Annotated in this window: 6 protein-coding genes and 1 pseudogene; 4 read left to right on the plus strand and 3 right to left on the minus strand. The window is 57.0% G+C overall.

All coding sequences use genetic code 11. The features are described 5' to 3' along the window. Window positions 1-23 precede the first annotated feature (23 nt). Complete coding sequence (locus J2Y86_RS22600) at window positions 24-488, minus strand: multidrug transporter (protein WP_253436608.1); 465 nt, start codon at window positions 486-488, stop codon at window positions 24-26. 302 nt (window positions 489-790) lie between these two features. Continuing rightward, window positions 791-5,917, minus strand: a complete 5,127-nt coding sequence (locus tag J2Y86_RS22605; RefSeq protein ID WP_253436611.1) for a hypothetical protein — start codon at window positions 5,915-5,917, stop codon at window positions 791-793. A 2,451-nt stretch (window positions 5,918-8,368) separates the two neighbouring features. Here J2Y86_RS22605 and J2Y86_RS22610 point away from each other — a divergent pair. From J2Y86_RS22610 to J2Y86_RS22625, 4 genes are read left to right on the plus strand one after another with little or no spacing between them, the layout of a single operon-like run. Then, window positions 8,369-11,932, plus strand: a complete 3,564-nt coding sequence (locus J2Y86_RS22610) for a Tc toxin subunit A (RefSeq protein ID WP_253436614.1) — start codon at window positions 8,369-8,371, stop codon at window positions 11,930-11,932. A gap of 9 nt (window positions 11,933-11,941) precedes the next feature. Next, a complete protein-coding gene (locus J2Y86_RS22615) occupies window positions 11,942-16,843 on the plus strand; it encodes a neuraminidase-like domain-containing protein (RefSeq protein ID WP_253436619.1) in 4,902 nt (1,633 codons plus the stop codon). Beyond that, entirely contained in the window at window positions 16,840-21,468 is a 4,629-nt protein-coding gene (locus J2Y86_RS22620) for a SpvB/TcaC N-terminal domain-containing protein (RefSeq protein WP_253436622.1), read from the plus strand. The genes J2Y86_RS22615 and J2Y86_RS22620 overlap by 4 nt, the downstream gene beginning before the upstream one ends. Continuing rightward, window positions 21,465-24,320, plus strand: coding sequence for an RHS repeat-associated core domain-containing protein (locus tag J2Y86_RS22625; RefSeq protein WP_253436625.1), 2,856 nt, complete (start codon window positions 21,465-21,467; stop codon window positions 24,318-24,320). The genes J2Y86_RS22620 and J2Y86_RS22625 overlap by 4 nt, the downstream gene beginning before the upstream one ends. Before the next feature lie 89 nt (window positions 24,321-24,409). On the opposite strand, the pseudogene J2Y86_RS22630 reads toward J2Y86_RS22625, so the two are convergent. Then, window positions 24,410-24,595: pseudogene (locus tag J2Y86_RS22630) on the minus strand (mannose-1-phosphate guanylyltransferase/mannose-6-phosphate isomerase); the annotation flags it as partial. Window positions 24,596-24,647 lie beyond the last annotated feature (52 nt).

Genomic DNA, 24,647 nt, shown 5'->3' on the forward strand with positions numbered 1-24,647 from the left:
TTGTGCAGAAGAGAGAAAAGGGATCAGTCGGAGAAACTACCCTGCAAACGCTCGGCGCGAAACTCCAGGGTTTGCGGACGATAACCGGGACGCAGGGGCGGCATGGGCAAACAGTCTTCCCAGTTCGCCCCCGCCTGCAATTCGCCGGGGCCGCGATAGCGTGGCGCGGTGTATTGATTGTCGGCCAGGTTGACCGTATCGCCCGGCGCGTACGCGGCGACGCGCCAACGCAATTCGGTCAGTGGCACGTCGTTGCCGTTGTTCATTTTCAACAGCAGCGGGCGATCCGCCGGGCAGTGCTCCGGCGCATAAGTGATGCGCAACTCAAGACGCGCCAGTTGCTTGACCTCGCGGTTGTCCATCCAGATCACCCACGTGGCTACCAGCCCCAAGCCAATGGCGGCCGCCACGGAAACGGGCAGGGCTTTGGCCGGGTAACGCAGCAACAGGATCAGCCAGGTGATGACCAGCAGGACGCCGATGAACATGACGCACAACCTCGGGAGGGGATGCGAGCATCCTACCTAAGCGCAGGTGAGGTGGCGATGGGCTTGATGTTGGCGGTGTTCTGTCGGACCTCATCGCGGGCAAGCCCGCTCCCACAGTGATCTGTGTCGCGCACAAGATTTGTGTCCAGCGCCGTGACCTGTGGGAGCGGGCTTGCCCGCGATGAGGCCAGTCGAGGCAACAAAAAATGCTCAGGCAAAAAAACCGCCCGTCCAAGCCACTGCGGATAGTGAAACGCCCTTTCTCGAGTGAAAAAGGGCGTTGAGTGCTTCAAGAACCGTGCCTATTGTCCGGCAGTACTTCCGTCATACAAGTTGTGAAGCGTGAAGGTGACTGACTCCTCTTTTTCATGAAAGACATAAATCCAACCATCGCTGTCAGTTGATCTTTCCGATGGATTGTCGGAAATGCACACGGTCACTGGCACGGCAACAACCTGCCCGGTGAACTCGGAAGCCACACAAACTCCAGTCCTCCAACGTCCACCGGCCCCACCAATTTCACGTGGTCCATCACGATCAATGACTTTGACTTTGTTATGCCCCAGTGACATCGATAATGGCAAAGAACTGAAGTCCCACTCCAGCACCTTCAACCGCACTGAAAAAGTCCCGCTTTTCGTGCTGTTGACGCAACTGAGCGTCCAGGGCATACCCCTAACCTCGAGCTTTTGGGGGATGCTTGGATCAGGCCTCACGCTGACTCCCAGGCCGGCGGCTTCCTCCGTTACTTCCAGAGTCACGTACTTGCCAAGCAAAGAGCTGTGATCCTTGGGCTTCACGGTCAATGTATGCGTCGCACCGATGCACGGATACGCCGGCGTGCCCCCGAAAAGCATGGAAGAGGTATCTAAATAGAGTTCCACGTCCTCGTTAGGGTTTTTGGCAATCACCAGCCCCGGCAAATACCAGTCGGGAAGTTTTTGGCCGATCAATTTCAAAGCGAAGTAACCGGTTTTGTCTGGGTCGCAAGTGATATCCCAACTCACGGGCTGTCCTTCCTTCAGCGGCTGTGGTTCGCTTAACGGTGGATCAAACTTCAGGCCAAGGGTCTCGGCGTCCGACAGGTCCTCAAGCATAACGCTGGAGCCGATCAGCACGCTGCCACTGTTGACTTCAAGCTGCAGTTTATAGGGCTCGTCACTCAACAGCTCTAGCTCGCCCTTACTCAGGTCAACCGGCTTCTCGTTCAGATAAAGCGTGGTCTCCTGCGCCCATTCATTACGCGACAAGGCAGTCACCTCGAAGCGTTCAGTCATGACGACACCCTGGTTATCCTGTGTGATATCCGCCAGGATTTCCTTTGTTCCGGCAGTGTCAGGCGTATAGCGATATTCGGTCCTCCCCAGCGAGTTGGTCCTGGTCGTCGCGATGACGTCCTGCTCGCCTTTAAAGCGCCATTCAACGGTTACTCCCTCAACCGCCTCCCCGGTTTCGCCGGACACCACCTGAACCCGCAACAGCGCACTCTCCTTGTTCACCACCGGCTGAGCGAGCACCGGGCTGGCGTCGCCGATCGCGTATCGGGTTTCGATTACCTTGAATGTGCGTGTTTCCGACCAGTCAGAACTGTCGCCGTCGTCCGTTTGTTGCACCTTAATGGTGTAAGTACCAACGTCCCATTGGTCCTTGGCGGTCCAGCTCCAGTTATTCGTACCATTGGTGGTGGCAAACGGATTATCGGGATCATCCTCATGGTGCAGGCTTATCTGCCCTCGGCTTTCACCTTTGCCCGTGATCCTGGGTTTGCGACCGGTTTCGCTGCCCTCGGTTGGCCTTTCAGTGACGGGAGCTTTTGGCTGTGTTTTCGCGATGAACCGATGAGGTGTACTCCAGTTGGATTCCGGGCCATTTCCTTTCTGTTTCACTTCAAGGTAATGCTCCCCGGGATCCAAAGGCGTCTCGACCGCGAACTCCAGAATGCCCTTGTCGTCCGCAGGGCCCGAGTGCAACTCGATTTCACCCGCAAGCCGTACGGTCATCCGTGAAAGGGGCAGGCCGCAGGCCTTGATGTTCAGAAACCTCGAGACCTGGTACCCCGCCTCCGGCAGTTCGAAGCGGGGGGCGTCAGGTTTCTCCCCCACCTCCACGGTGACGGTGCATTCATCGCTTGGGTCGGACTCCACGGTGTTCACGGTCTGCACGGCTTTGATCGTGTTTTCGCCCGGTGGCCAGTCTTTTTCAGGCGTGAATTCCCAATTCGCGTCGTCCGTGGCGAGCTTCCCGGGTATCGGCTGATTGGCGGTGTCGAGCATTTTCAGCGTGGCGCCCGGATAGAGTCCGGTACCGCTGATGACCTGGTCTGGCCCCACGGGTGAGGTCAGTGGGGTGATCACCGGTGTGGATGGTTTTATCTTGATTTCGAACAGTGACCAGATGGACGCTGCTTTGTTGAAGGTCTGCAGGGCTCTGATCGGGCAGAGGCCCGGCGGCAGGGCGGGATGGGTTTCGTCCAGCGGCGCCGTCCAGGTGCCATTAACCACGGTTGTGACCGCCAGATATTCGTCATTGTTACCCTGCTGCGCGACATAGACCGTGGCGCTCTCGAATCCGGTACCTTCAAATATCGGACGGGAGTCTGTCGGGTTAGTCGGCCCCGTGAACTCGGGTGGGGCCAGGGTTACCTCGATAGGGCACGGATCGCTTGGATCAGACGCCACCTCGCCGACGGTTTGTACCACGGTGACCACGGTAATGCCCGGCAGCCAGTCTTTTTCAGGCGTGAATTCCCACTCCGTATCTTTTTGCGTGAACGTCCCGAGTACCGGCTGATTGGCGGTGTCGAGCATTTTCAGCGTGGCGCCTGGATAGAGTCCGGTACCGCTGATGACCTGGTCTGGTCCCACGGGTGAGGTTAGTGGGGTGATCACCGGTTTCCCTGGTTTCACTTCAAACGTGCATGTGTCGCTGGGGGTGGAGTCGACATCGGCAACGGTCTGCACGGCATAGATCGTATTCACTCCTGGCTCCCAGGGCTGGATGCGTGTGAATGTCCAGTCCATGCCGTACTGCGTGTACGTCCCGAGTACCGGCTGATTGGCAGAGTTGAAAATTGTCAGCGTGGCGCCTTTGTAATAACCCCCGGTCCCGCGGATGACCTGGTTCTGCTCTGCCGGTGAGGTCGGCGGGGTGATCAACAGTGTCGACGGTTTTACGGTGAAGGTCAGTGAGTCGCTGGGATCAGAGACCACGTTATTGACTGTTTGTCGGGCCATGACCTCATTGGTGCCCGGTACCCACGGCGGATTGGGTGTGAAGTTGACGCGGTCGCCGTGATCGGAAAACCATCCCTCAACAATGACCCCATTGCCATCGAGCATCTCCAGCTTGACGGTCTCCGGCCCTGGATACACCCCCATAATGGTCAACTTCTGAGCGTGCGGCACTGGCGAGACCAGCTCTTCGATCGTCAGTTTGGCTGGTTTGGGTTTGACAGTAAACGATACGCCATCTGACCAGCCTGACTCCTGCTTGGTGACCTTCCCAATCTGTTTTGCCCAGATGGAGTACTCACCGGCAAGCCACGCGGTGGTGGCAGAAACCGACCAGGTGCCATTCGCTAGAACGTCCGTGGTTAATAGAACACCGTCGTCCCCCCCCCCTGACTTCCAGATTTCAAGTTTGGCGCCACTGAGCCCACCCTTTCCGCTAACGGTGGGTTTGCCATCGGCTGACACGGTGACGGACACGATCTGCGGCTTGAACAACACCGCAAATTTGACGGTATCCGCATACGTGGATTCAATGTTGTTCAACGTTTGCGAGGCCGTTAGGTTGAAGGGGTCGGCCATCCACAAATCTCGTGTCAGTAGGGCTGTCCACGTGCCATTGCTCACTGGTGCGGTCGCGAAAACTATGGTCCCGACACCGGCCTCATACAGTTTGACAATGGCACCGGAAGTACCGGTTCCGGTGATTGTGGGTCGAGGTGTTCGTACAACCCCGGGGTTGGTGATCGCAGGTTTGGAGAGTGTGACCGTAAACGATTTTTCATCTGACCAGTCTGACTCCTGCTTGGTGACCTTCCCAATCTGTTTTGCCCAGATGAAGTACTCACCGGCAAGCCACGCGGTGGTGGCGGAAACCGACCAGGTGCCATTCGCTAGAACGTCCGTGGTTAATAGAGCACCGCCGCCCCCCCCTGACTTCCAGATTTCAAGTTTGGCGCCACTGAGCCCACCCTTTCCGCTAACGGTGGGTTTGCCATCGGCTGACACGGTGACGGACACGATCTGCGGCTTGAACAACACCGCAAATTTGACGGTATCCGCATACGTGGATTCAATGTTGTTCAACGTTTGCGAGGCCGTTAGGTTGAAGGGGTCGGCCATCCACAAATCTCGTGTCAGTAGGGCTGTCCACGTGCCATTGCTCACTGGTGCGGTCGCGAAAACTATGGTCCCGACACCGGCCTCATACAGTTTGACAATGGCACCGGAAGTACCGGTTCCGGTGATTGTGGGTCGAGGTGTTCGTACAACCCCGGGGTTGGTGATCGCAGGTTTGGAGAGTGTGACCGTAAACGATTTTTCATCTGACCAGTCTGACTCCTGCTTGGTGACCTTCCCAATCTGTTTTGCCCAGATGAAGTACTCACCGGCAAGCCACGCGGTGGTGGCGGAAACCGACCAGGTGCCATTCGCTAGAACGTCCGTGGTTAATAGAACACCACCGCCCCCCCCTGACTTCCAGATTTCAAGTTTGGCGCCACTGAGCCCACCCTTTCCGCTAACGGTGGGTTTGCCATCGGCTGACACGGTGACGGACACGATCTGCGGCTTGAACAACACCGCAAATTTGACGGTATCCGCATACGTGGATTCAATGTTGTTCAACGTTTGCGAGGCCGTTAGGTTGAAGGGGTCGGCCATCCACAAATCTCGTGTCAGTAGGGCTGTCCACGTGCCATTGCTCACTGGTGCGGTCGCGAAAACTATGGTCCCGACACCGGCCTCATACAGTTTGACAATGGCACCGGAAGTACCGGTTCCGGTGATTGTGGGTCGAGGTGTTCGTACAACCCCGGGGTTGGTGATCGCAGGTTTGGAGAGTGTGACCGTAAACGATTTTTCATCTGACCAGTCTGACTCCTGCTTGGTGACCTTCCCAATCTGTTTTGCCCAGATGGAGTACTCACCGGCAAGCCACGCGGTGGTGGCGGAAACCGACCAGGTGCCATTCGCTAGAACGTCCGTGGTTAATAGAACAACGCCGCCCCCCCCTGACTTCCAGATTTCAAGTTTGGCGCCACTGAGCCCACCCTTTCCGCTAACGGTGGGTTTGCCATCGGCTGACACGGTAATGGACACGATCTGCGGCTTGAACAACACCGCAAATTTGACGGTATCCGCATACGTGGATTCAATGTTGTTCAACGTTTGCGAGGCCGTTAGGTTGAAGGGGTCGGCCATCCACAAATCTTGTGTCAGTAGGGCTGTCCACGTGCCATTGCTCACTGGTGCGGTCGCGAAAACTATGGTCCCGACACCGGCCTCATACAGTTTGACAATGGCACCGGAAGTACCGGTTCCGGTGATTGTGGGTCGAGGTGTTCGTACAACCCCGGGGTTGGTGATCGCAGGTACGTATGGTTTCGTGTAAAACGTGCGAATACCGCTCAACTCGGACCGTACCCCGTTCACCATCTGAACCGCCCCGATGTTCTTTTCGCCTGGCGTCCATGGGTAGTCAAGCGCCCACCCCCCCACGGGGCTATTCACGTAAGCATCCGCTATACGATTGCCGAAGACGTCTGTCACAGTGACAGCCGTCGCCCCGATCTCACAGCTTCCCTGAATCTGAATCTGGTCTGGTGTGAGCGAGGCGTTTTGCGTTGGGTAGGTGATAACGGGTACGTATGGTTTCGTGTAAAACGTGCGAATGCCGCTCAAGGGGGACCTTACCCCTTTCACTTCCTGAAACACCCGGATGTTCTTTTCGCCTGACTTCCATGGGTAGTCAAGCGCCCACCCCCCCACGGGGCTATTCACGTAAGCATTCTTTATAGGAGTGCCGTGACTGTCTGTCACAGTCACAGTCGTCGCCCCGATCTCACAGCTTCCCTGGATCTGAATCTGGTTTGGTGTGAGCGAGGCGCCTTCCGTTGGGTAGGTGATAACGGGCGAGAGTATGGGGGCCGCAATCTTAAAGGTACGACTGGTGGCCCAAGGACTATATATCGTTGTTAAAGCATCTCTGTACTCGATCTTGAAGTACATGGACACTCCCGTTGGCAACCCATCGGGTGCCACAAACTCAATGAAGCCAATTCCGGGTCCGCCGCTATATCTGGCAAAGCGGCTACTCTGACCTACCTTAAAGAAATCCAGGTTCCATTTGCTATGAGGTCGGATTGACGCGATCGCGTGGACGTTAAATCTGCGACTCACGACTGAGGCAGTGGGTGCAGTAATTATGGGTGTGGGCACAAGAATTTTAGGTGTGGGCACAAGCGCGCGTTCTGGTGTTTGTTCCTCATCAATTGGAGTTTCGCTTTTGTCTGTCATGGCGCAACCTCTTTTTCGGAAGGAAATCCGACCCTTGGTGCGCTCATATACAATTTTCGGGGTGGATACTGACACCTGTGAAATCTGACAGTCTCGACGAACGGTATCCGTTTTACTGCCCGTGTTCTCTGCACGCGGCACTGGCGATCCATCAGTTGACAGAGCCTGGGTTGCTGTGGAAAGGCGCTGGATAACGGGTATACGACGTACTCGATCAATCAAGTGCCTCCACCCACAACTCGACTGAAAAAAAGCCACTGAACCGCCAGGCTTCAGTGGCTCATTCGTGCCTCGCGAATCCATCTTCCCTCGAATTTCGCAATAAGAAATAAAGTACTCGAATAACTCCGGTCTAAAAAATCCCCCTCAACCTTGTCAGTCAATCTTAAAGGTACGACTGGTGGCCCAGAGGCTGTAAATACCCGTATGACTTCGGTATTGGATCTTGAAGTAAATGTTCTCCCCTTCTGGTAAGTCAGCGGGGGCCACCAACTCAATGAGGCCAGCACCTAACCCGCCGCTATATCTTTTGAATCTGCTAGCTTCACCAACCTTGTAAAAATCTATGTCCCAATTAGTGTGAGCTACTGACGGTACGATCGCGCGGATGGTAAATGGGCGACTCACTACTGATGCCGTGGGTGCAGTAATTATTGGGGGGGGCAGAAGCTCCATCTGTGGTTCGTTTTTATCGTCAGTTTGAGTTTCGCTAATGTCCGTCATGGCGCAGCCTCTTTTTCGGAAGGAAATCCAACTCTTGGTACGCTCATATACAATTTTCGGGGGGAGTACTGATACCTGTAAAATCTGACAGTTCTGACGAACGGTAGCAGTTGAAGTGCCCATCTTCGCACAACTGCGCTAGCGGTCCGTCAGCTGACGGAGCACGGATTTTTGTAGGAGGAAAGGACGTTGGATAACGAGTACGCGAGCAGCTACGGGGCGCTAGCTGCAATCCATCTGATAAACCACAGAACCGCTGAGGTTCAACGACTCATTCATTCCTGATGAACCCATCCCATCTCCATATTCGCAATAAGAAATAAACTCTTCGAATGAATTCGGTCTAAAAGAACCCCCTCAGCCTGTCAAATCTGACAGGTTACGAGACTCCTGTTTTTCGCTAGGTTTGATCCTGCCGGGCAATCCATTGATGCCCTTGATGCCTGTTAAGCGTTGGCCGCCCAAATGATCGCAGCCTGCGGCAGCTCCTACGGATTTGCGTAGAGCTTCAACTGGCTGGCATTGGTCAATACCCCATTTGTTGGCAGGAGAAACTTTGATATGGCCGTTGAAAAAAACTCGCTGATGACTGCGCTTGTTCGAACAGACGGCTCACCGAAAAGAAAAGGCCGGGTGGATTTTGCGAAGGCCATGCAAAAAATGGGTTTCACCTCGGTCTTTGACATCGTTCGCCTGCCCAAGGCGGCATTCGCTCGACAGCTGGCCAGGTTCAGTGACGCCGATGCCGACCTGGCCTACGACAATGCCATGGGCTATGCGGCGCTGATTGCGCGCTTGTACCGGGAATACAAGACTTCGTCCGGTACCTTCCAGCAACTGGCCCAACGCAGTGGCGTTCGTGCCCTCGTGCCGTTGGGGCCTACTTTTCCCAATCTGTTCAAGGAAAACTGGGACGAGTTCTGCAAGGTCGGGGCCATCGCCGCCATCGATTCGCCGGTGGCCTACCTGAGTGCGCTTCGGGTTTTTATCCAGCAACTGGAAACCACCAGCGAAGACCCCAAACGCATCTTGCTGGACAAACGCCGCCCCGACCTGAAGGACTTGCTGATCACCGAAGAAAGCACCTTTACCCCAAGGCCCATGCTGGAAATCGTCAACGAAGTGCTGGACAAGAATTTGCGCGCTTACCTGGATGGAAATCAGGAAGACAAAACCAAGTCCACTCATGAGGTGCTGGCCGAACGTCGCTACCCTTTCGAATTGCCCTACAACTTCTATCACCATCAATGCCAGCTGGGATTGGCCGATAAAAAGCCCGGACTGGGGGCGTTGAATTACCGGGTCAGCCTGTTGCTGCCGATTCAACAGCCCGCAACCAACAAATATGGCGAAGTGCAAAAACCGGTGCTGCAAGCGCAACAGCTGTTATCGGGCTTGAGTCCGCAGCAGCAGCAATTGCTGATCGAACCCTCTGTGTTCAGCAATTTCTATGTGACCCGACAGAATGTGATCGACGGCTGGAAAAGTGCCGGTACCACCCATCTGCGTCCTCATATACCTCTGAGTACTTGCTTCCTGCTCCTGTCGGATCAAGCGGATATCGGGACTGTTACCCCGGTGGCGGATGTCCCCACTACTTCAGGGACAGGGGGAACAAAAAACATTGCATCAGTAACCTTTCGTGCAGCAGATGAAACCGAAACCGGTGAAGTGCAACTAAGGTCCGCTAATTTTACCTCCGGGCTCACGGGCGGGGCGTTTCTTAACTTTCTGCATCCAGCGGCCGAGAGACCCTTGGTTTTCTTCCTCACCGGCGAGACGGCAAAGCTTCCCAAACCGGACAAGGAGGGGTACACCGCTACATTCGATCTGATCACCGCTACCGGCACCGTTGCCGAACCGGTGAGACTGGCCAGTCAACGCGTCACCCTCACACTGAATGAGGAATACCACCTTAACGCGCCGGAGCAGGCCTTCTTCAAACAGTCTCTTGGCATTGAAGGGTCTGACTCTTCACTGTTGCAAATGGCCGACCTGACCAGTTTCATGCAGCGCACGGGCCTGAACGCGGAGCAGGTCGAGATGCTCTTGTCTCGTCGCACCCATGCTCCACGGTTATCACCCAACTGCCCAAGCCTCAGCCCACAACACGCTGGCTTGGCGTTCCCCGGCGTCACCGGCAAGGTTTTACCGTTCCCCCACCCGAACCACTACGGCGCCTGTTACGTCAACGGCACTGGCGCGGCCCTGTACGACAGCGAACGAGTACCCACCGCCACGTCGATCTACCGCGATCAGTTCGATAACGCCATGGGGCTGGAACAAGTCGATCAGGGCAGTGCAAAAATCTGGCGCCTGACCAAGACGTCACTCAACCGCTTCGACCGCCTGCAACGGATGGTCCGCCTGCAGCGCTGGACGGGCATACCCTTCGCGAAACTGGACACCCTGATCATCAGTGCGATACGGGCCGAGGGTGAAGAGAACCTGGGGATGGAGCTCAACGAAAACACCTTGCGCGCACTGGGGGTCTATCGCTACCTGAACCAGCATTACGGCATCGATCCCCAGGAATTCGCCGCGCTGATGCACGATCTCACGCCCTATGCCAGTGGCAAGGGTGAGGTGCCGCTGTTCGACCTGGTGTTCAATCGGGTGCAACTGTTCGACACGGCGTTGATCCTCGATCAAACAGAACTCGACTTGAGCGGCACTACGCCCGCCGACCAGAAGACCCTGCTGCAGTTGTGCGCTGGCCTCGGTGTAAAACCGACCGAAGACTCGTTGCTGTTGATTGCCAAACAGACTGAAAAATACGTGGGTGATCTCAAGCGTGACTTGCCCACCGTTTCGTCGCTTTACCGCCAGGCGCGGATCGCCCGGCTCTTCGGTCTTTCGGTGGCCGATCTCCTGACGCTGGCGAGCCTGCTCGGTGGCCATCGTTACAAAACGGCACTGGCCAGTGGTCAACTGAGCCCTCGGACGACACCTGCGGTTCCGGATATTCTCGACGTACTGATGCAATTGGCCTGGGCCGTCGACTGGCTCAAGGACAGCCAACAGACCGTTGCGCAATTACAGCAGCGCTTGGGGCCCGATGTTCCACTGGCCGTGAAGCGCCCGTCTGGCAAAAAACTTGGCGGCAACCCGCCAGCCAAGGTGCAGGAGTCCGAGCCGCTGCCCGATGACTTGCTCAAACGCCTGGCCAGATTGCATGACGACACGGTTCGCAGCGTTGTAACCAAGGAGCAGGTGGCTGCGTTGGGCCTGCCCGGGAAACAGGATAACCGACGTAAAACCATCAACCCCAGTACATCCATCGACTGGTTCCGGTTACTGATCAGCCACGCACTGCTCGACGAGGACGGATTGTTACGGGGACTTGATCATGAGTTGACGCTGGTTGACGACCCCCTCAGCTGGCTCAGGAATGACGTTGACCAGATGCTCAAGCCGATCAGCCTGCCAGAGGAGGTCAAACAAGTCTGCGCGGAAAAACTCGTCGAGTTGCTGCTCGGCGCGCACGACCGGCAAGCCCGACTGCTCGAAGGGCTGTTCCAGGAAACCGCAAAACTACCACCGGAACGCTGCGTCGCGGTTATCCATTGGGCCAATTACTCGGTCTACACCCTCCTGGTGGACGCGCTGGAGGGGGAGGCGACGCCCCAACTGATCGAACGTTTCCAGAGCGTTTCACGGCATGCCGAAATCGTCCTGAGCCTGCGTTTGAGCGACAGCGCGTTGCGCCTGTTCCTGGTCAATCCAGCCTGGTTGGGTCGCGCTCAATACCCAGTCAGCAACAGCGAACCCTCGCTCGCCGACCTTTATCTGTTTGAACGCTTCAGCCATTGGCTCCACAGCCAGAGCGAGCCGGAAGACAAGCTGTTGAGTTACTTCAGCCTCGCCAACCCGGCCAAGTCCAAACTCAAGAACAAGGCACTGCGCCAGGTCGCCAGCGAAACGGCCAACAGTGCATTGGCCCGGCTGCTGGACTGGCCCGAGACAGAAATTACCGCGCTGACCGCCACTTTGAGCGAAAAACGTGCCTGCTCCATGGCGCAGGTGGACTGGGTACGCCGTTGCCGGGCGAGCTCTGAGGCCAGCGGGCTCTCCGTCAAGGCGCTGCTGCAAGCCACCGAACTGGATGAGAAAAGCACGCTGGATAACTGGAAAGCCGTTGGTGAGGCGGTCATGGCCGCCAGTTCAACAACTGACTCATCCCTTGCGACTGTTTGAGGAACGATCATGACAACTGCCTTCGACGCTCCACTGAATGAGTCTTTGCGCGACGCGATGCTCGCACTGTATTTGCACGAAGCCGTGCCCAACGATCAGTACCTGATTGACCAGGAACTGGCCGACCGGATCAAGACCGCCGACGACCTCTATGAGTTCTGGTTACTGGACGTGCTGGTCAGCCAGAATGTGCCGACCAGCCCGGTGGCCTGTGCCATTGCCAGCCTGCAGCAGCTGGTCAACAGCATGATGCTCAACATGGAACCCGGCTACAGCGACGACAGCCTGACGCCACAGCAGACCAAAACCTGGCGCGACGGCCTGAACCGCTACCCGATCTGGGCCGCTATCCAGCAGCTGCACCACTTCCCGGACATCTACCTGGACCCGACGCTGCGTCTGACCAAGACCGAGAGTTTCGAGCAGCTGGAAAACGACATCAATCAGGCGCAGATCCAGCCCGATACCGTGCAGACGGCGGTACTGGCCTACCTCGCACGTTTCGAGGAAATCGCCAACCTGAAGATCTGCAACGGCTACATCGATGGCGAGGATTTCGCCAACAGCACCTATTACTTCATCGCTAAATCTCCTGCCGAAAACGCCTGGTACTGGCGCTCACTGGACATGAGCCAACGTCCCGTGAAAACTGCCACGTCGGCGAGAGGCGTAGTTCCGAAAAAGTACGCCAAGCCCTTGCCCAATGCCTGGTCGGACTGGAAACGAGCCAATGTACCGATCTCCGAGAAGGCCCTGGAGCACACGGTCCGTCCGTGCTGGTTCAATAACCGGCTATTCGTGATCTGGGCCGAGGTGGAGTACCAGGACTCGGATGTGATTGCTTCCGAGGGGAAAGCCGACACGGCCATCAAGGTGCATCCGCGGTTCCGTTTGTACGCCAGCTACAAAAAATACGATAACAGCTGGAGCACGCCACGGGTCTACATCGATAACTATTGCCAGACCCCTGCACTGATTGCCAAGACGCCAGAGCAGATCGAAAAGGAAACCCAGACCATTGCGGTGTATGACCACTCGACGTCACCCGAGTCGATGGTACTGATGCTGTATTCCAACTATCAGCCTTTTAAACCCGCCGATGGCGAGGATCCGGATTTTACTGGCGGTAAAGATCAATACGATTTCCTCAGAACCGTACGAATCGATAAAAACTTCCATGTGAAACCGCTGTTCCCGTCATTCGGTGTCGTACCCAATATCAAACCGCGCTCGTTGGCGCTCACACCAACGGACGACGATCCGAGTCGCGGACATGTGTTGTTTGTCGGCTGTATCTTTGCCAATGCCAACAAGAACGCTGGCCGTTTTCAATACTGGCTTCCATCCAGTACCCCTGTGTTCGGTGATGTAGTTCCCAACGCGCCTACAGTAAATAAAGATACTTGGGACTTCGGCGGTTGGCAGTCGCGAATCAAGACCGGCGAGAAAGATGCCGAACTCGTTTACAATCGAAGAAATTCCAATATTGAATTGACCGTTAAGCTGGATGAGGCTTTCAGTGAAGAACAAGCTATCGAGTTTTCTATTTTTGCTCACGATGTTCCCGAGAATAAACTTTTCAAAGTGGTGGTAGTGTTCAAAGAATCAAGTCTCCATAACAGGCGCTATACCCTTTTGAAAGGTTCAACTATAACGCCTACGGGTACCGATTTCTTAGATTATTCAGATGCCAAGTATTCTTTCACTCACAGCTGGGGTCGGAAAAATCTGATTATAGAAAGTACTGGCGGGGGGGATCGATTTAAGTTGCCCAAGACACCGCAGGGAATGTCGGCCTCGCTCGAGGGAAAGCTCTTATTCAAAGAAATGTTCGAAGAAATTTTGTGTGATTCCGGCATTTTTATTACTCAATGCTGGCGTGAAATTGACGGAAAGGTCGTAACGTTAGACCTCCATAAGGAGGTGCCATACTATAAGTTCGGCCCTTTCCTCTACCAACTATTCATCGCACATCCCATAGATGTCCAGGCCAAAGAGCCCCCCAAAACACTCAGCGACATGCGTGCATTGCAGGTCTCTATCCCCGTCGTCAGCTTGCCCAAGGATATAAAACTAACCTTCTCGTTCTCGATCGACCAGAACACCTATCAGCCCGAGGGGTGGGAAGGAACCTGGCCTGCAAATCCGCAAGAGGTAAAAATTCCCCTTATTTATGGTGTGTTGATCTATAAACTTACGCCGCCAAATATCAATTGGGAACTTACAGGTGGCGCCCTGAAGATGCTGACTGTTGGTTGGGGGGAAATACCCGAAGGAGGGCCGCATATCGCCCCGAGCATCAACAGTCTGCTGAATCCGAGCCAGGGGGATAGCCCGTCCTTGGGCAGGGCCCAATTTATTGACTTCACTGGTTCAGATATCCAACTCAACGATGATTATTGGATGTCTCGCCCCCCGATTCGCATGAACACTGTCTTCGCCAGGGAGCTGATCCCACTCGCCGAGAGTGGCATGGAACCTCTGTTGAGTTGGGAAACCCAGACGCAAAAAATAGAACCGTCCATCCCCAACGATCTCGGCGCAGAAGCGATGGACTTCTCGGGCGCGTACTACCTGTATTTCCTCGAGCTTTTCCTGTACCTGCCGTGGCTGGTTGCCTACCGCTTGAACGAAGAACAACAGTACGACGAGGCCAAGCTCTGGCTGTCCTATGTCTTCGACCCTTCGCGCCAGAGTGTCGACCCGGGGCATCCCGGTTATTGGCAGGCGGTGCCGCTGGAAGAACCCGTTTGGCCCGTGCCGGTGGATCCGAGCCCGGCGATTTTGAATCCTGACGACCCGCACCAGATTGCCCTCGGTAATCCGGTGCACTTTCGCAAAGCCCTGTATGGGCTCTACATCGATATCGAGAGTAATCAGGCTGATCGGGCTTACGGGGAATTGACGCCGGACGGGCTGGCAGAGGCCAAGCTGCGTTATGTGCACATTCTGGATTTACTGGGTAAACGCCCGGATGTCCGGCAAGTTGACGACTGGGCACCGATCAATCTGGATGAGCTGAGTTCTGCGAAGAATCAGGAGCTGCGTGAGTTCGAACGGCAATTGATCGCCTATGAGCGGCGGCTCAAGGACGATCCTCCGTTGCGCATCGGCAAGGCCCCGGCCTCGGAGGTCGCCCCACTGCTGTGCCTGCGGCCTTATGTCGAAGATTCATCCTTGTCGAGCGCTGACAATCCGTATTTGCGTCTTCCCTTCAACCCCGAGTTGATCCAGCGTTGGGAGCGGGCCGAGAGCCGGTTGTACAACCTGCGTCACAACCTCGACATCGCAGGCAATGTCTTGCACCTACCGTTGTTCGCCACGCCGCTGGATCCACGTGCGTTGCTCGCGGCGAGGGGGCAGGGCTTGTCGGGTGCGGCCCAAAGTCGCTTGTTGAATCCACAGATTCCCCATTACCGCTTCAGCTTCATGTTCGCCCTTGCGCAGAATGCGGTGGACAGCGTGACCCAGTTCGGCACGACCCTGTTGTCATTGCTCGAACGCAAGGAGCAGGCGCAGTACCAGGAGTTGCAACAGCAGCAGGCCTGGAATCTGGCGAAGGTGGCGGTGGATATACAGGTCCAGGCCGGGAAAGTTGATGATGAGAATAAAAAAGCGCTGCAGGCTAGTCAGGCCGTGATCCAAGGACGGGTCAGTTATTACGAGAAGTTGGTGAAGCAGGTAACAAGCCCCGGAGAGATTACCGCGGGAGCGTTAAATCTTGGGTCTAGAGTGGCGGATCAGGGCGCCCCGGCGATCCTGGCTACTAGCACGCTGATGACAGCGCAACCTAATATTCTAGGTGCCGGGGTTGGTTTGGGGTTTGCCTTTGGCATCGTGGGAGGCTACCGCTTGGATGCTGCAGGGCAAGCTGCTGCCTTCACTACACAAGGTATTGCAGGTGTTTTGCGTGGCGGAGGAGAAAACGTTGGCCTCTATGAACAGTACCGCCGCCGCCACCAGGAATGGACCCAGGCACACGAACAGGCAAAACTCGAAGCCACCCAAATCGATGCCCAACTCGCGGTCTACAAAGAGCAACACAAAGCCACCCAACTGCAACTGCGCCAGGCACAAACCGCCCTCAACCAGACCAAGGCCACCCATGACTTCCTGCTGAGCAGTAACCGCTTCAGCAAGTCCCAGACCTATGACTGGCTCAACAGCAAGTTCGCCGGTTTCTACCACACCGCCTACACCACCGCATTGTCCCTGTGCCAGGCGGCCGAAGCCTGCTGGCAGTACGAGTTGGGCGACTTTGCACAGAACTTCATTCAGCCCGGTGCGTGGAATGCCACTTACCGCGGCCTGGGTGCCGGAGAAGAGTTGAAAACCAGCCTGCAGCAGATGCACGGCAAGTACCTGCAAAACAACAAGCGCGACCTGGAAATCCGCAAGACCGTGTCGCTGAAAGATCTGAAGGCCAAGGATCCAGCCTCGACGGTCAACAAAACCTGGGCGGAAATAAAAACGGCGCTGCAAACCACTGGCGCCTGTGAGTTCGAACTGACGCAAAAAATGTTCGATGACGATTACGACGGCCAGAATCATTACCTGCGGCGGATCAAGACCATCAGCATGAGCCTGCCCGTCACCCTGGGTCCTTATCAAGACATTCGCGCCGTTCTGAACCAGAGCTACAGCAAGGTGGAAATGTCGGCCACCACCGGCAACTTCAAGGAGAACCTGCGGGCCAGCCAACAGATCGCCCTGTCCCATGGTGTCGATGACAACGGCATGTTCCAGCTCAACTTCCAGGATGAGCGCTACCTGCCGTTCGAATACACCGGGGCCGTTTCACGCTGGAGCCTCGTCTTCCCCAACGCTGAGGCGCAGAAGGCAGTGCTCGACTCTCTTAACGACATCATCGTGCACGTGAGCTACACGGCCAGACAGGGTGGTTCGCTATGAACGAACAACAGCAGCAGCCGACGACGATGCAAATCAACACCCCCACTTTGCCCAAGGGCGGCGGCGCGATCCAAAGCATCGGCAAGGGTTGGGGCGGGGTGGGCACCACCGGTGCTGCCTCGCTGGAATTACCCCTGCCGATCTCACCCGGACGCGGTGATGCCCCGGCGATCGCGATGAGCTACAGCAGCGATGTGGGTAATAGCCCATTCGGGATTGGCTGGCGGATGACGACCAATGCCATCACCCTGCGCACCACCAAGGGCGTGCCGACCTACGACGGCAACGACCAGGTGGTGGGGCCTGGCGGCGATGTGTGGATGCCCGAACGCACGGAAAGCGATGGCAAACTGATTTCCCGTACGGTGACCACCTACAACGGCGTGCCCCTGGGCGCCGAGTATACGGTGGTGCGTTATTGGCCCAGGGTCGAGGGTGAGTTCTCCTTGATCGAGCGTTGGTTCACCACGGACGACGAAGCCGGTCACTGGCTGATCCACAGTGCCGACGGCAGTTTGCATATTTATGGCACAACCGGGGACTCGCGCCGGGCTGATCCGGACGAAGAAACGCATGTCGGCGTCTGGATGATCGAAGAAAGCCTCAACAACCGGGGCGAGCACATCGTCTACGAGTACAAGGCCGAAGTGGACGACCCCACGCCTCCGCAGAGGCGCGACTACCGCGCCCAGCGCTACCTCAGGCGCGTGTGCTACGGCAATGCAGAGGCCCATCCGCATCTGTACGCCTGGATCCCTGGCAGCTGGAAAAAAGTGCTCTGGCACTTTCAGCTGGTGTTCGATTACGGCGAGCGCAGCACGGATCTGCAGACCGCGCCCACCTTCGATGAAACGCAACCCTGGTCCGTGCGTACCGATCCGTTCTGGAACTTCGCCTACGGTTTCCAGCTGGGTACACGGCGCCTGTGTCGGCAAGTGCTGATGTTTCATCACTTCCCCGAAGAACTGGGCGATGATCCAGTGCTGGTCCAGCGCCTGCTGCTGGAGCACCGGCCCAGTCCGCTGGGCTACAACCACCTGACGGCCGCCCACGTCCAGGCCTATGACAGCCTGGGCCAGGTCGAGAGCCGGCCGCCGATGGAGTTCAGCTACAACCCGTTTGAACTTGATCCGCGGCGCCCGGGCTGGACCTCATTCGATGCCATGCCCGGTCTCAATAACGGTCAGCAATACCAGATTGTCGACCTGTACGGCGAAGGCATGTCCGGCGTGCTGTGCCGTTATGACGAGGCCTGGTACTACCGCGAGCCGTTACGCTGCGACACGGGTGGCGACAATGTGTGCTACAGCGACTGGAAACGCCTGGAAAACATCCCCGTGGCCGACAGCAGCAAACCCGTCCACCAGTCGCTCACCGACCTGACCGGCGATGGCAAGCTGGACTGGGTGATCGCCCGCCCGGGGATGAATGGTTTCTTCACCCTCGACCCGGACCGCAACTGGTCCAACTTCGTGCCCTTTGATGCCTTTCCCAGCGAGTTCCTCCACCCGATGGCACGCATGGCCGACCTGGTCGGTGACGGCCTGAGCGACCTGGCGCTGATCGGCACCCAGAGCGTTCGCCTGTACGGCAACCGTCGAGAGGCAGGGTTCGACAACGGCATCGATGTGCCTCACCTGGATAAAACCGCCGAGGGCGATGACGATGACCTGCCACTGTTGAGCAACACCCCGACCGAGTTGGTGGCCTTCGCCGATGTGCTCGGCAGTGGGCAGGCGCATCTGGTGCGCATCCGTCACAACGAAATCAAATGCTGGCCGAACCTGGGTCGTGGACGGTTCGGCAGGGGTTTTGTGCTGTGTGCCTTGCCGTTTGCCTACACCGAGTTCAACGCCGCACAGGTGCTGCTGGCCGATCTCGACGGTTCGGGCGCGGCGGATATGATCTATCTGGAATCTGATCGCCTGCGTGTGTTCATGAACCATGCCGGAGAGGGTTGCGAACAGATTTCCGTCGATCTGCCGTGGCCCGAAGGTGTGCGCTACGACCGGCTCTGCCTGGTCAGCACCGCCGACCTGCAAGGGAAGGGTTGCTCCAGCGTGATCCTGACGGTGCCTCATATGGAACCACAGCACTTTCGCTACGATTTCGTCGAGGCCAAGCCCTACCTGGTGAACGGAACCTGCAACAACATGGGCGCCAGCAGCAGCGTGAGCTACCGCAGCTCGGCGCAGGAATGGCTGGATGAGAAGCAGGAGCAGCACACTGCGGGGGTCGAGAACCCGGTTTCCCAGTTGCCTTTTGCCATGCACCTGGTGAATCAGCAAACCCAACTCGATGAGATCACAGGCAACCGACTGACCCAGGGATTCAGGTACCGAGGCGGTTATTACGACCGCTACGAACGAGAGTTTCGTGGTTTTCGCCTGCTGCTGCAGACCGACACCGAAGCCACGCCCGCTGAACGCGCAACGGCCGGTTTCACCGCGCCGATCCTGAGCAAGACCTGGTTTCATACGGGGAAGGACATCGACCCGCCGAGGGACGGTTACTACGAGCTCGATCCGTTGGCTGTACCCCTCAAGCCCACGCTGCTGCAGAACTACCACTTCAACGATCGCGCAGCGCAACCCTTCACTGCACCTGACGAAGACACCGCCCGTGAAATTGCCCGCTGCCTGAGCGGCAGGGTAGTGCGCTCGGAGGTCTATGCCGCGGACGATGACCCGAAAACCGCCGTGCCCTACGTCGTACAGGAAAACCGCTATGCCGTGCGGGTGTTGCGCCTCAAAAGCAAGCATCATCCTTACGCAGTGCTTCAGTCCCTGGACGTGGAGTCGATCAGTTACCACTACGAACCGCACATCCCGGACGACCCGTTATGCCAGCACAGCCTCAACCTGGAATGGGATCAATATGGCAGCGTCGTCCATGCATTCACCGTGAACTACGCACGACGCAAAACCCCCAACGATACGCCGCCCTTCAGTGACGAGTATCAGAAGACCTGGTGGAAAGACGCCCACGACGACGCCCAGCAAAAGTGGTACTTGACACAAACCAAGGCGTTGCACATCCACCACTTGGGTGAAGTAGAACCGGACCCTGAGGCCTGGCGCCTGGGCCTGCCTTACCAGCAGCGCGGAAATGCACTGGTGCTGGACAAAGGGCAGTTGAGTCCTGAGACGATCAACCACGAGCACTTCCTTGAGCAGAGCCAGGACGATGGCGACTGGGCGAAGCTGTCGGTGCTGACCGGTTTGTCGTTGCAGCGCTACATGCACCCTGACGGTCAAACCCTGGCGCCAGGAAAAGCGACCATCGAAGGTTTGCCCGCCTATATCGAAATAGCGGAACTGGACGCAACCGCCCTGAGCGCTTACGACAAACTCAAGGATGAACAGGGCAACATGCCCTTCAACCTGAAAGAAAAACTCGAATCGCCCGAGGTGGGCTACCACATCATGGCGCTGTTCTTGCCCGAGGTGAAAAAGGAACCGGACTCGGACGACGCGAAAGACTACTTGTGGTCCGTACACCGGGGCTTCCCCACCTACCTTGGACTGGCCGGCTTTTATAACGTCGAGCAATACCAGGAAACCCAAAGTCACGGCAAAACGAAGATCACCTACGACCCCTACTGGTGCCTGACCATCGCCGTCACCTTGCCTGACGGTTGTACCACTCGCAGCCTCGACATCGACTATCGCTCGTTTCTGCCGGCGGCCATCGAGGATGCCAATCGCAATATCCAGGAAGCCCGTTACAGTGCGTTCGGTGAACCGCTGGTGACCAGTTTCCACGGTACAGAACTGGGAGAACCCGTGGGCTTCGAACCTCTGGAGACCTACGTCCCCCCTGAAGACCGTGCCCCAGCCATCGCCATTGCCGATCCGAAAACAGCCATCGGCCATTTCGCCAGCGCCGGTTTCTGGGACACCTTCAGCTGGATGGGTCGTGTCTCCCGAACAGCACAGCCATCCCCCGAATGGCTGGCCTGGGCCAGGACCGAAGGTTTCATACTGCCCAGCGGGCACCTCTGCGACAGGGCCCGGCGACATCTTGCCGACATCGAAGAGCTCGACCCGAACGAGACGGTCCTCAAGGCACAGATCGACGCGGCACAGCGTGAGCCGGTGCACGCCGTTACCCTGCTGGCTGACCGCTATCCCGGTGATCCCGAGATGCAAGTGCGGGCGAGCATCACCTGCCTGGACGGATTAGGCCGGACGCTGCAAACCAAGCAGGAAGTTGAACCGGGCAAGTCCTGGCAGGTCGATGAACATGGCGAGTTGATCCTCAAGCCCGACGGCACGCCGGTAGAACTCGAGGCGCTGCGACGCTGGCGGGTCAGTGAGCCGGTCGAGTACAACAACAAGGGCCTGAAGGTACGAATCTATCGACCGTACTTCGCCGACCAACCGCGTTACATCAATGATCGGTCGATGCGCAAGCACGCCTACCACGACCAACAGTTCTACGACGCGGCAGGCCGCCCGACCGAGACCGTGTTGGCGAAAAAAATGCTGCAAGGCAACCCGGCTCAACTGAAACCATTGCGTCGGGAGATGTGGTACTGGATCTGGTGCACCGTCGCCTTCGATGAGAACGATCTGTTCGAGCCGCCGCCGAAGAAGCGGCGAAACAACGAGACTCTGCATTGAACCCTGGGATTCATTTGAACACCCCGCAGCTGGCGGTCATCGAGCCGCGCAGTCTGGCGGTGTGCTCGGTCGACTATTGCCGTAGCGCGATCACGGAACCCGCCGAGGCACGAATCAACCGCACCACCTACGACCCCGCCGGACGCGCGATCACCCAGCGGGATCCGCGACGGGTGACGGACGCTTCGGCGCCCGCCAACCTGACGACGATCTACTCGCTGTCAGGCAAGGTACTGAGCACGATCAGCGTCGATGCCGGGTGGCGGATCAGTTTGCCGGGTGAGGCGGGGCAACTCGTGCACGGGTGGGATGGCCGTGGTAGCCAGCGCTGGAATGAATACGACGACCAATTGCGACCGCTGGCGGTGTTCGAGCAGGGGCAGGATAAATTGTCGTTCTGCGCGGAGCGCTACGACTATGGCGGTGCGGATCCGGCCTCTGCCGCACATAATCAGTGCGGACAACTCATTCGTCATGATGACCCTGCGGGCACCCAGCTGTTCACCGAGTTTGGGATGAACGGCGGGCTGCTTGAGCAGACTCGACACTTTTTTCGGGAATTGACCTCACCCGACTGGCCGGAACCCGTGGCCGAGCGCAACGAATGGCTGGAGCCCGGGCCTGGCGCTATGACCCGCTCACGCTTCAACCCGCAGGGCGAGCTGCTCGAACAGACCGACGCCAAGGGTAACCGTCAGTCGTTCAGCCACACCGTCGCCGGTCAACTGCGCGAAGTCCGACTGCAACTGCTCAAAGACACTGCGCCAACCCTGCTGGTGAGCGCTATCCAGTACAACGCCCATGGCCAGAGCGCACGGGAAGTGGCGGGCAACGGCGTGATCACCACCCTCGAATACGCCCCGCAAGACGCTCGCCTGACCCGCTTGCACGCAAGGCGTGGCAACAACGTCCTGCAAGACTCAAATTATGAATACGACCCGACGGGCAACGTGCTGCGCATCGAAGACGCCGCCGTACCGCGCTACTTCGCCAATCAGCGCATTGACCCGGTCAACCAGTACGCCTACGACAGCCTGTATCAATTGATCAGCGCCACCGGTTGGGAGGCGGGCGGCGCGAACAAAGGCCCACAATTTTCGTCGTTCGATGACCCCGGCCGGCGAGGTAATTATCGTCAGACCTATCGCTACGATCGGGGCGGCAACCTGTTGGAACTGACTCATGAAGGCCCGCAAACCCCCGACCATCGCCTCGTCGCGGATGCACATAGCAACCGCTGTCTGCCAGTGCGCGACGGCGTGGAGCCGAGCGAAGAAGACTTCCGCAACTGCTTCGACGCCAACGGCAATTTGCTGAAGCTGCAACCGGGGCAAACGTTGAGTTGGGATGTGCGCAATCAATTGCGCGAAGTGCGACCGGTGGAACGTGACGGTGCCGAAGACGATTGCGAACGTTATGTCTACGGCGCCGACGGCCTGCGCGTGCGCAAAGTTCGTTCGTTGCAAACCAAGGCCCAAACCGTGGTCATCGAAACGCTCTATCTGCCCGGCCTGGAAATCCGCACCCACAGCGGCACCGGCGAAGTGCTGCACGTCATCGACGTGGCGACCGGACGCGGCAGCGTGCGGGTGTTGCATTGGGAGGCGGGAAAACCCAACGAGATTACCAACAACCAGCAGCGGTACAACCTGACGGATCACCTGGGCTCGAGCACGCTGGAGCTGGATCAGGACACCAAGATCATCACTCAGGAAAGGTATTACCCCTTTGGCGGAACGGCGTGGAGTAACGGCGAGACAGTACAGGTCAGCTACAAAACGGTGCGGTATTCGGGGAAGGAGAAGGACGCGACCGGGCTTTATTATTATGGGTTCAGATATTACGTGCCTTGGTTACAGCGCTGGTTGAATCCGGATCCCTTGGGGGCGATGGATGGATTGAATGTTTACGCGATGACTCTGAATAATCCGGTCAGTTTTATTGACCGTTTTGGTACGGACAGCGAAGTTCCGAGGCAGATCAACTGGATATGGTTAGGTGCGCCGTTACCTTTAGATGCGGCAATGAACATTAACCATAACTTGGCTAAGGCCTCTGGTTACAGTGCCACGCTATGGGTCGACGCCCAGGCAGGGTCTAAACACGCGACTGCACTTGAGCATGTTGATAAGCGAGTTCGCATTGCTAATGTATCGGATCTTTTTCAAGGGCGAAGTCAGAAACTGCATGCGGCGTTTGAGCGCGAGCGCTCTGGGCCGCTCAAAAATTATGCAGCGGCTAGTGATATAGCGCGGCTATTGGTGAAAGGTATTTATTTCGACGTCGATGTCAGGCTGAAAAAGAGTTTGCCGGCGTCCTTGAATGCCCCAGCAGGGCTTTTGCTGTACACAGATGAAAACGGCAATTTTTCCAATGCAATTTTGGCGGCCAGCAAGAGCTCTCCCGTATCTGCTCGAGCGCGGTCCAGGATTGCTGATGAGTACTCAAAACCAGCTTCGGTTACATGGATGGAAAAACGCGCCTACCCAGGACCCGTCGAGATAGCTCTTCAGAAGGAAACCAAGGAGGCTTATTTACAGGGTATGAGAAGTGAAATGTTGGCAATGGTCCCAGCGATCAAAACGGCTTCACCTTCAGAGCGTTCTTCTTTACTGACACTGCTCAATGATCGGCGCGCCGATTACGAAGACGCAAAAGGCGCTGCGCCGGAGGTTTTTTCGCCCTCTACCCGTGTTGACGAAACGGTAAGGATCACCGGCCCTGGGGTGGTATTTTACTCCTTGGACAATCCAGACCCCGACACTTTTGGATCGGGTCAATTTGAGCCTTTGAATGGAAGTGGTGAATCCATTTTTCGTCGACCGTCAGTATTGAGAAGGGCGTCCTTTTAACTGATCGGCATAGAAAAAGCCCCCACCCAACCCGCTGCGGATAGGGAAACTCAGCGGGCTGGACGGGGGCTTCTTGTTTTACTGAACGCTTACTGCGCGATGGTTTTCACCAACACGCAACGCTCGATCGGCGTAGACCGACCATGGATATCTTCAAACCGCTCGATATCGTCTTCACCCAGATAGCTGCCCGATTGCACTTCGTTGATCTCGAGTGGAATCTTGCCCGGGTTGCGCAAACGGTGAACCGAAGCAATCGGAATGTAAGTCGACTGGATTTTGCGCCAACGGTCGTGACTGTCACTTCTGACAGTAGGCAAACATCAG

Source organism: Pseudomonas migulae (assembly GCF_024169315.1).
GTDB classification, from domain to species: Bacteria; Pseudomonadota; Gammaproteobacteria; order Pseudomonadales; family Pseudomonadaceae; genus Aquipseudomonas; species Aquipseudomonas migulae_B.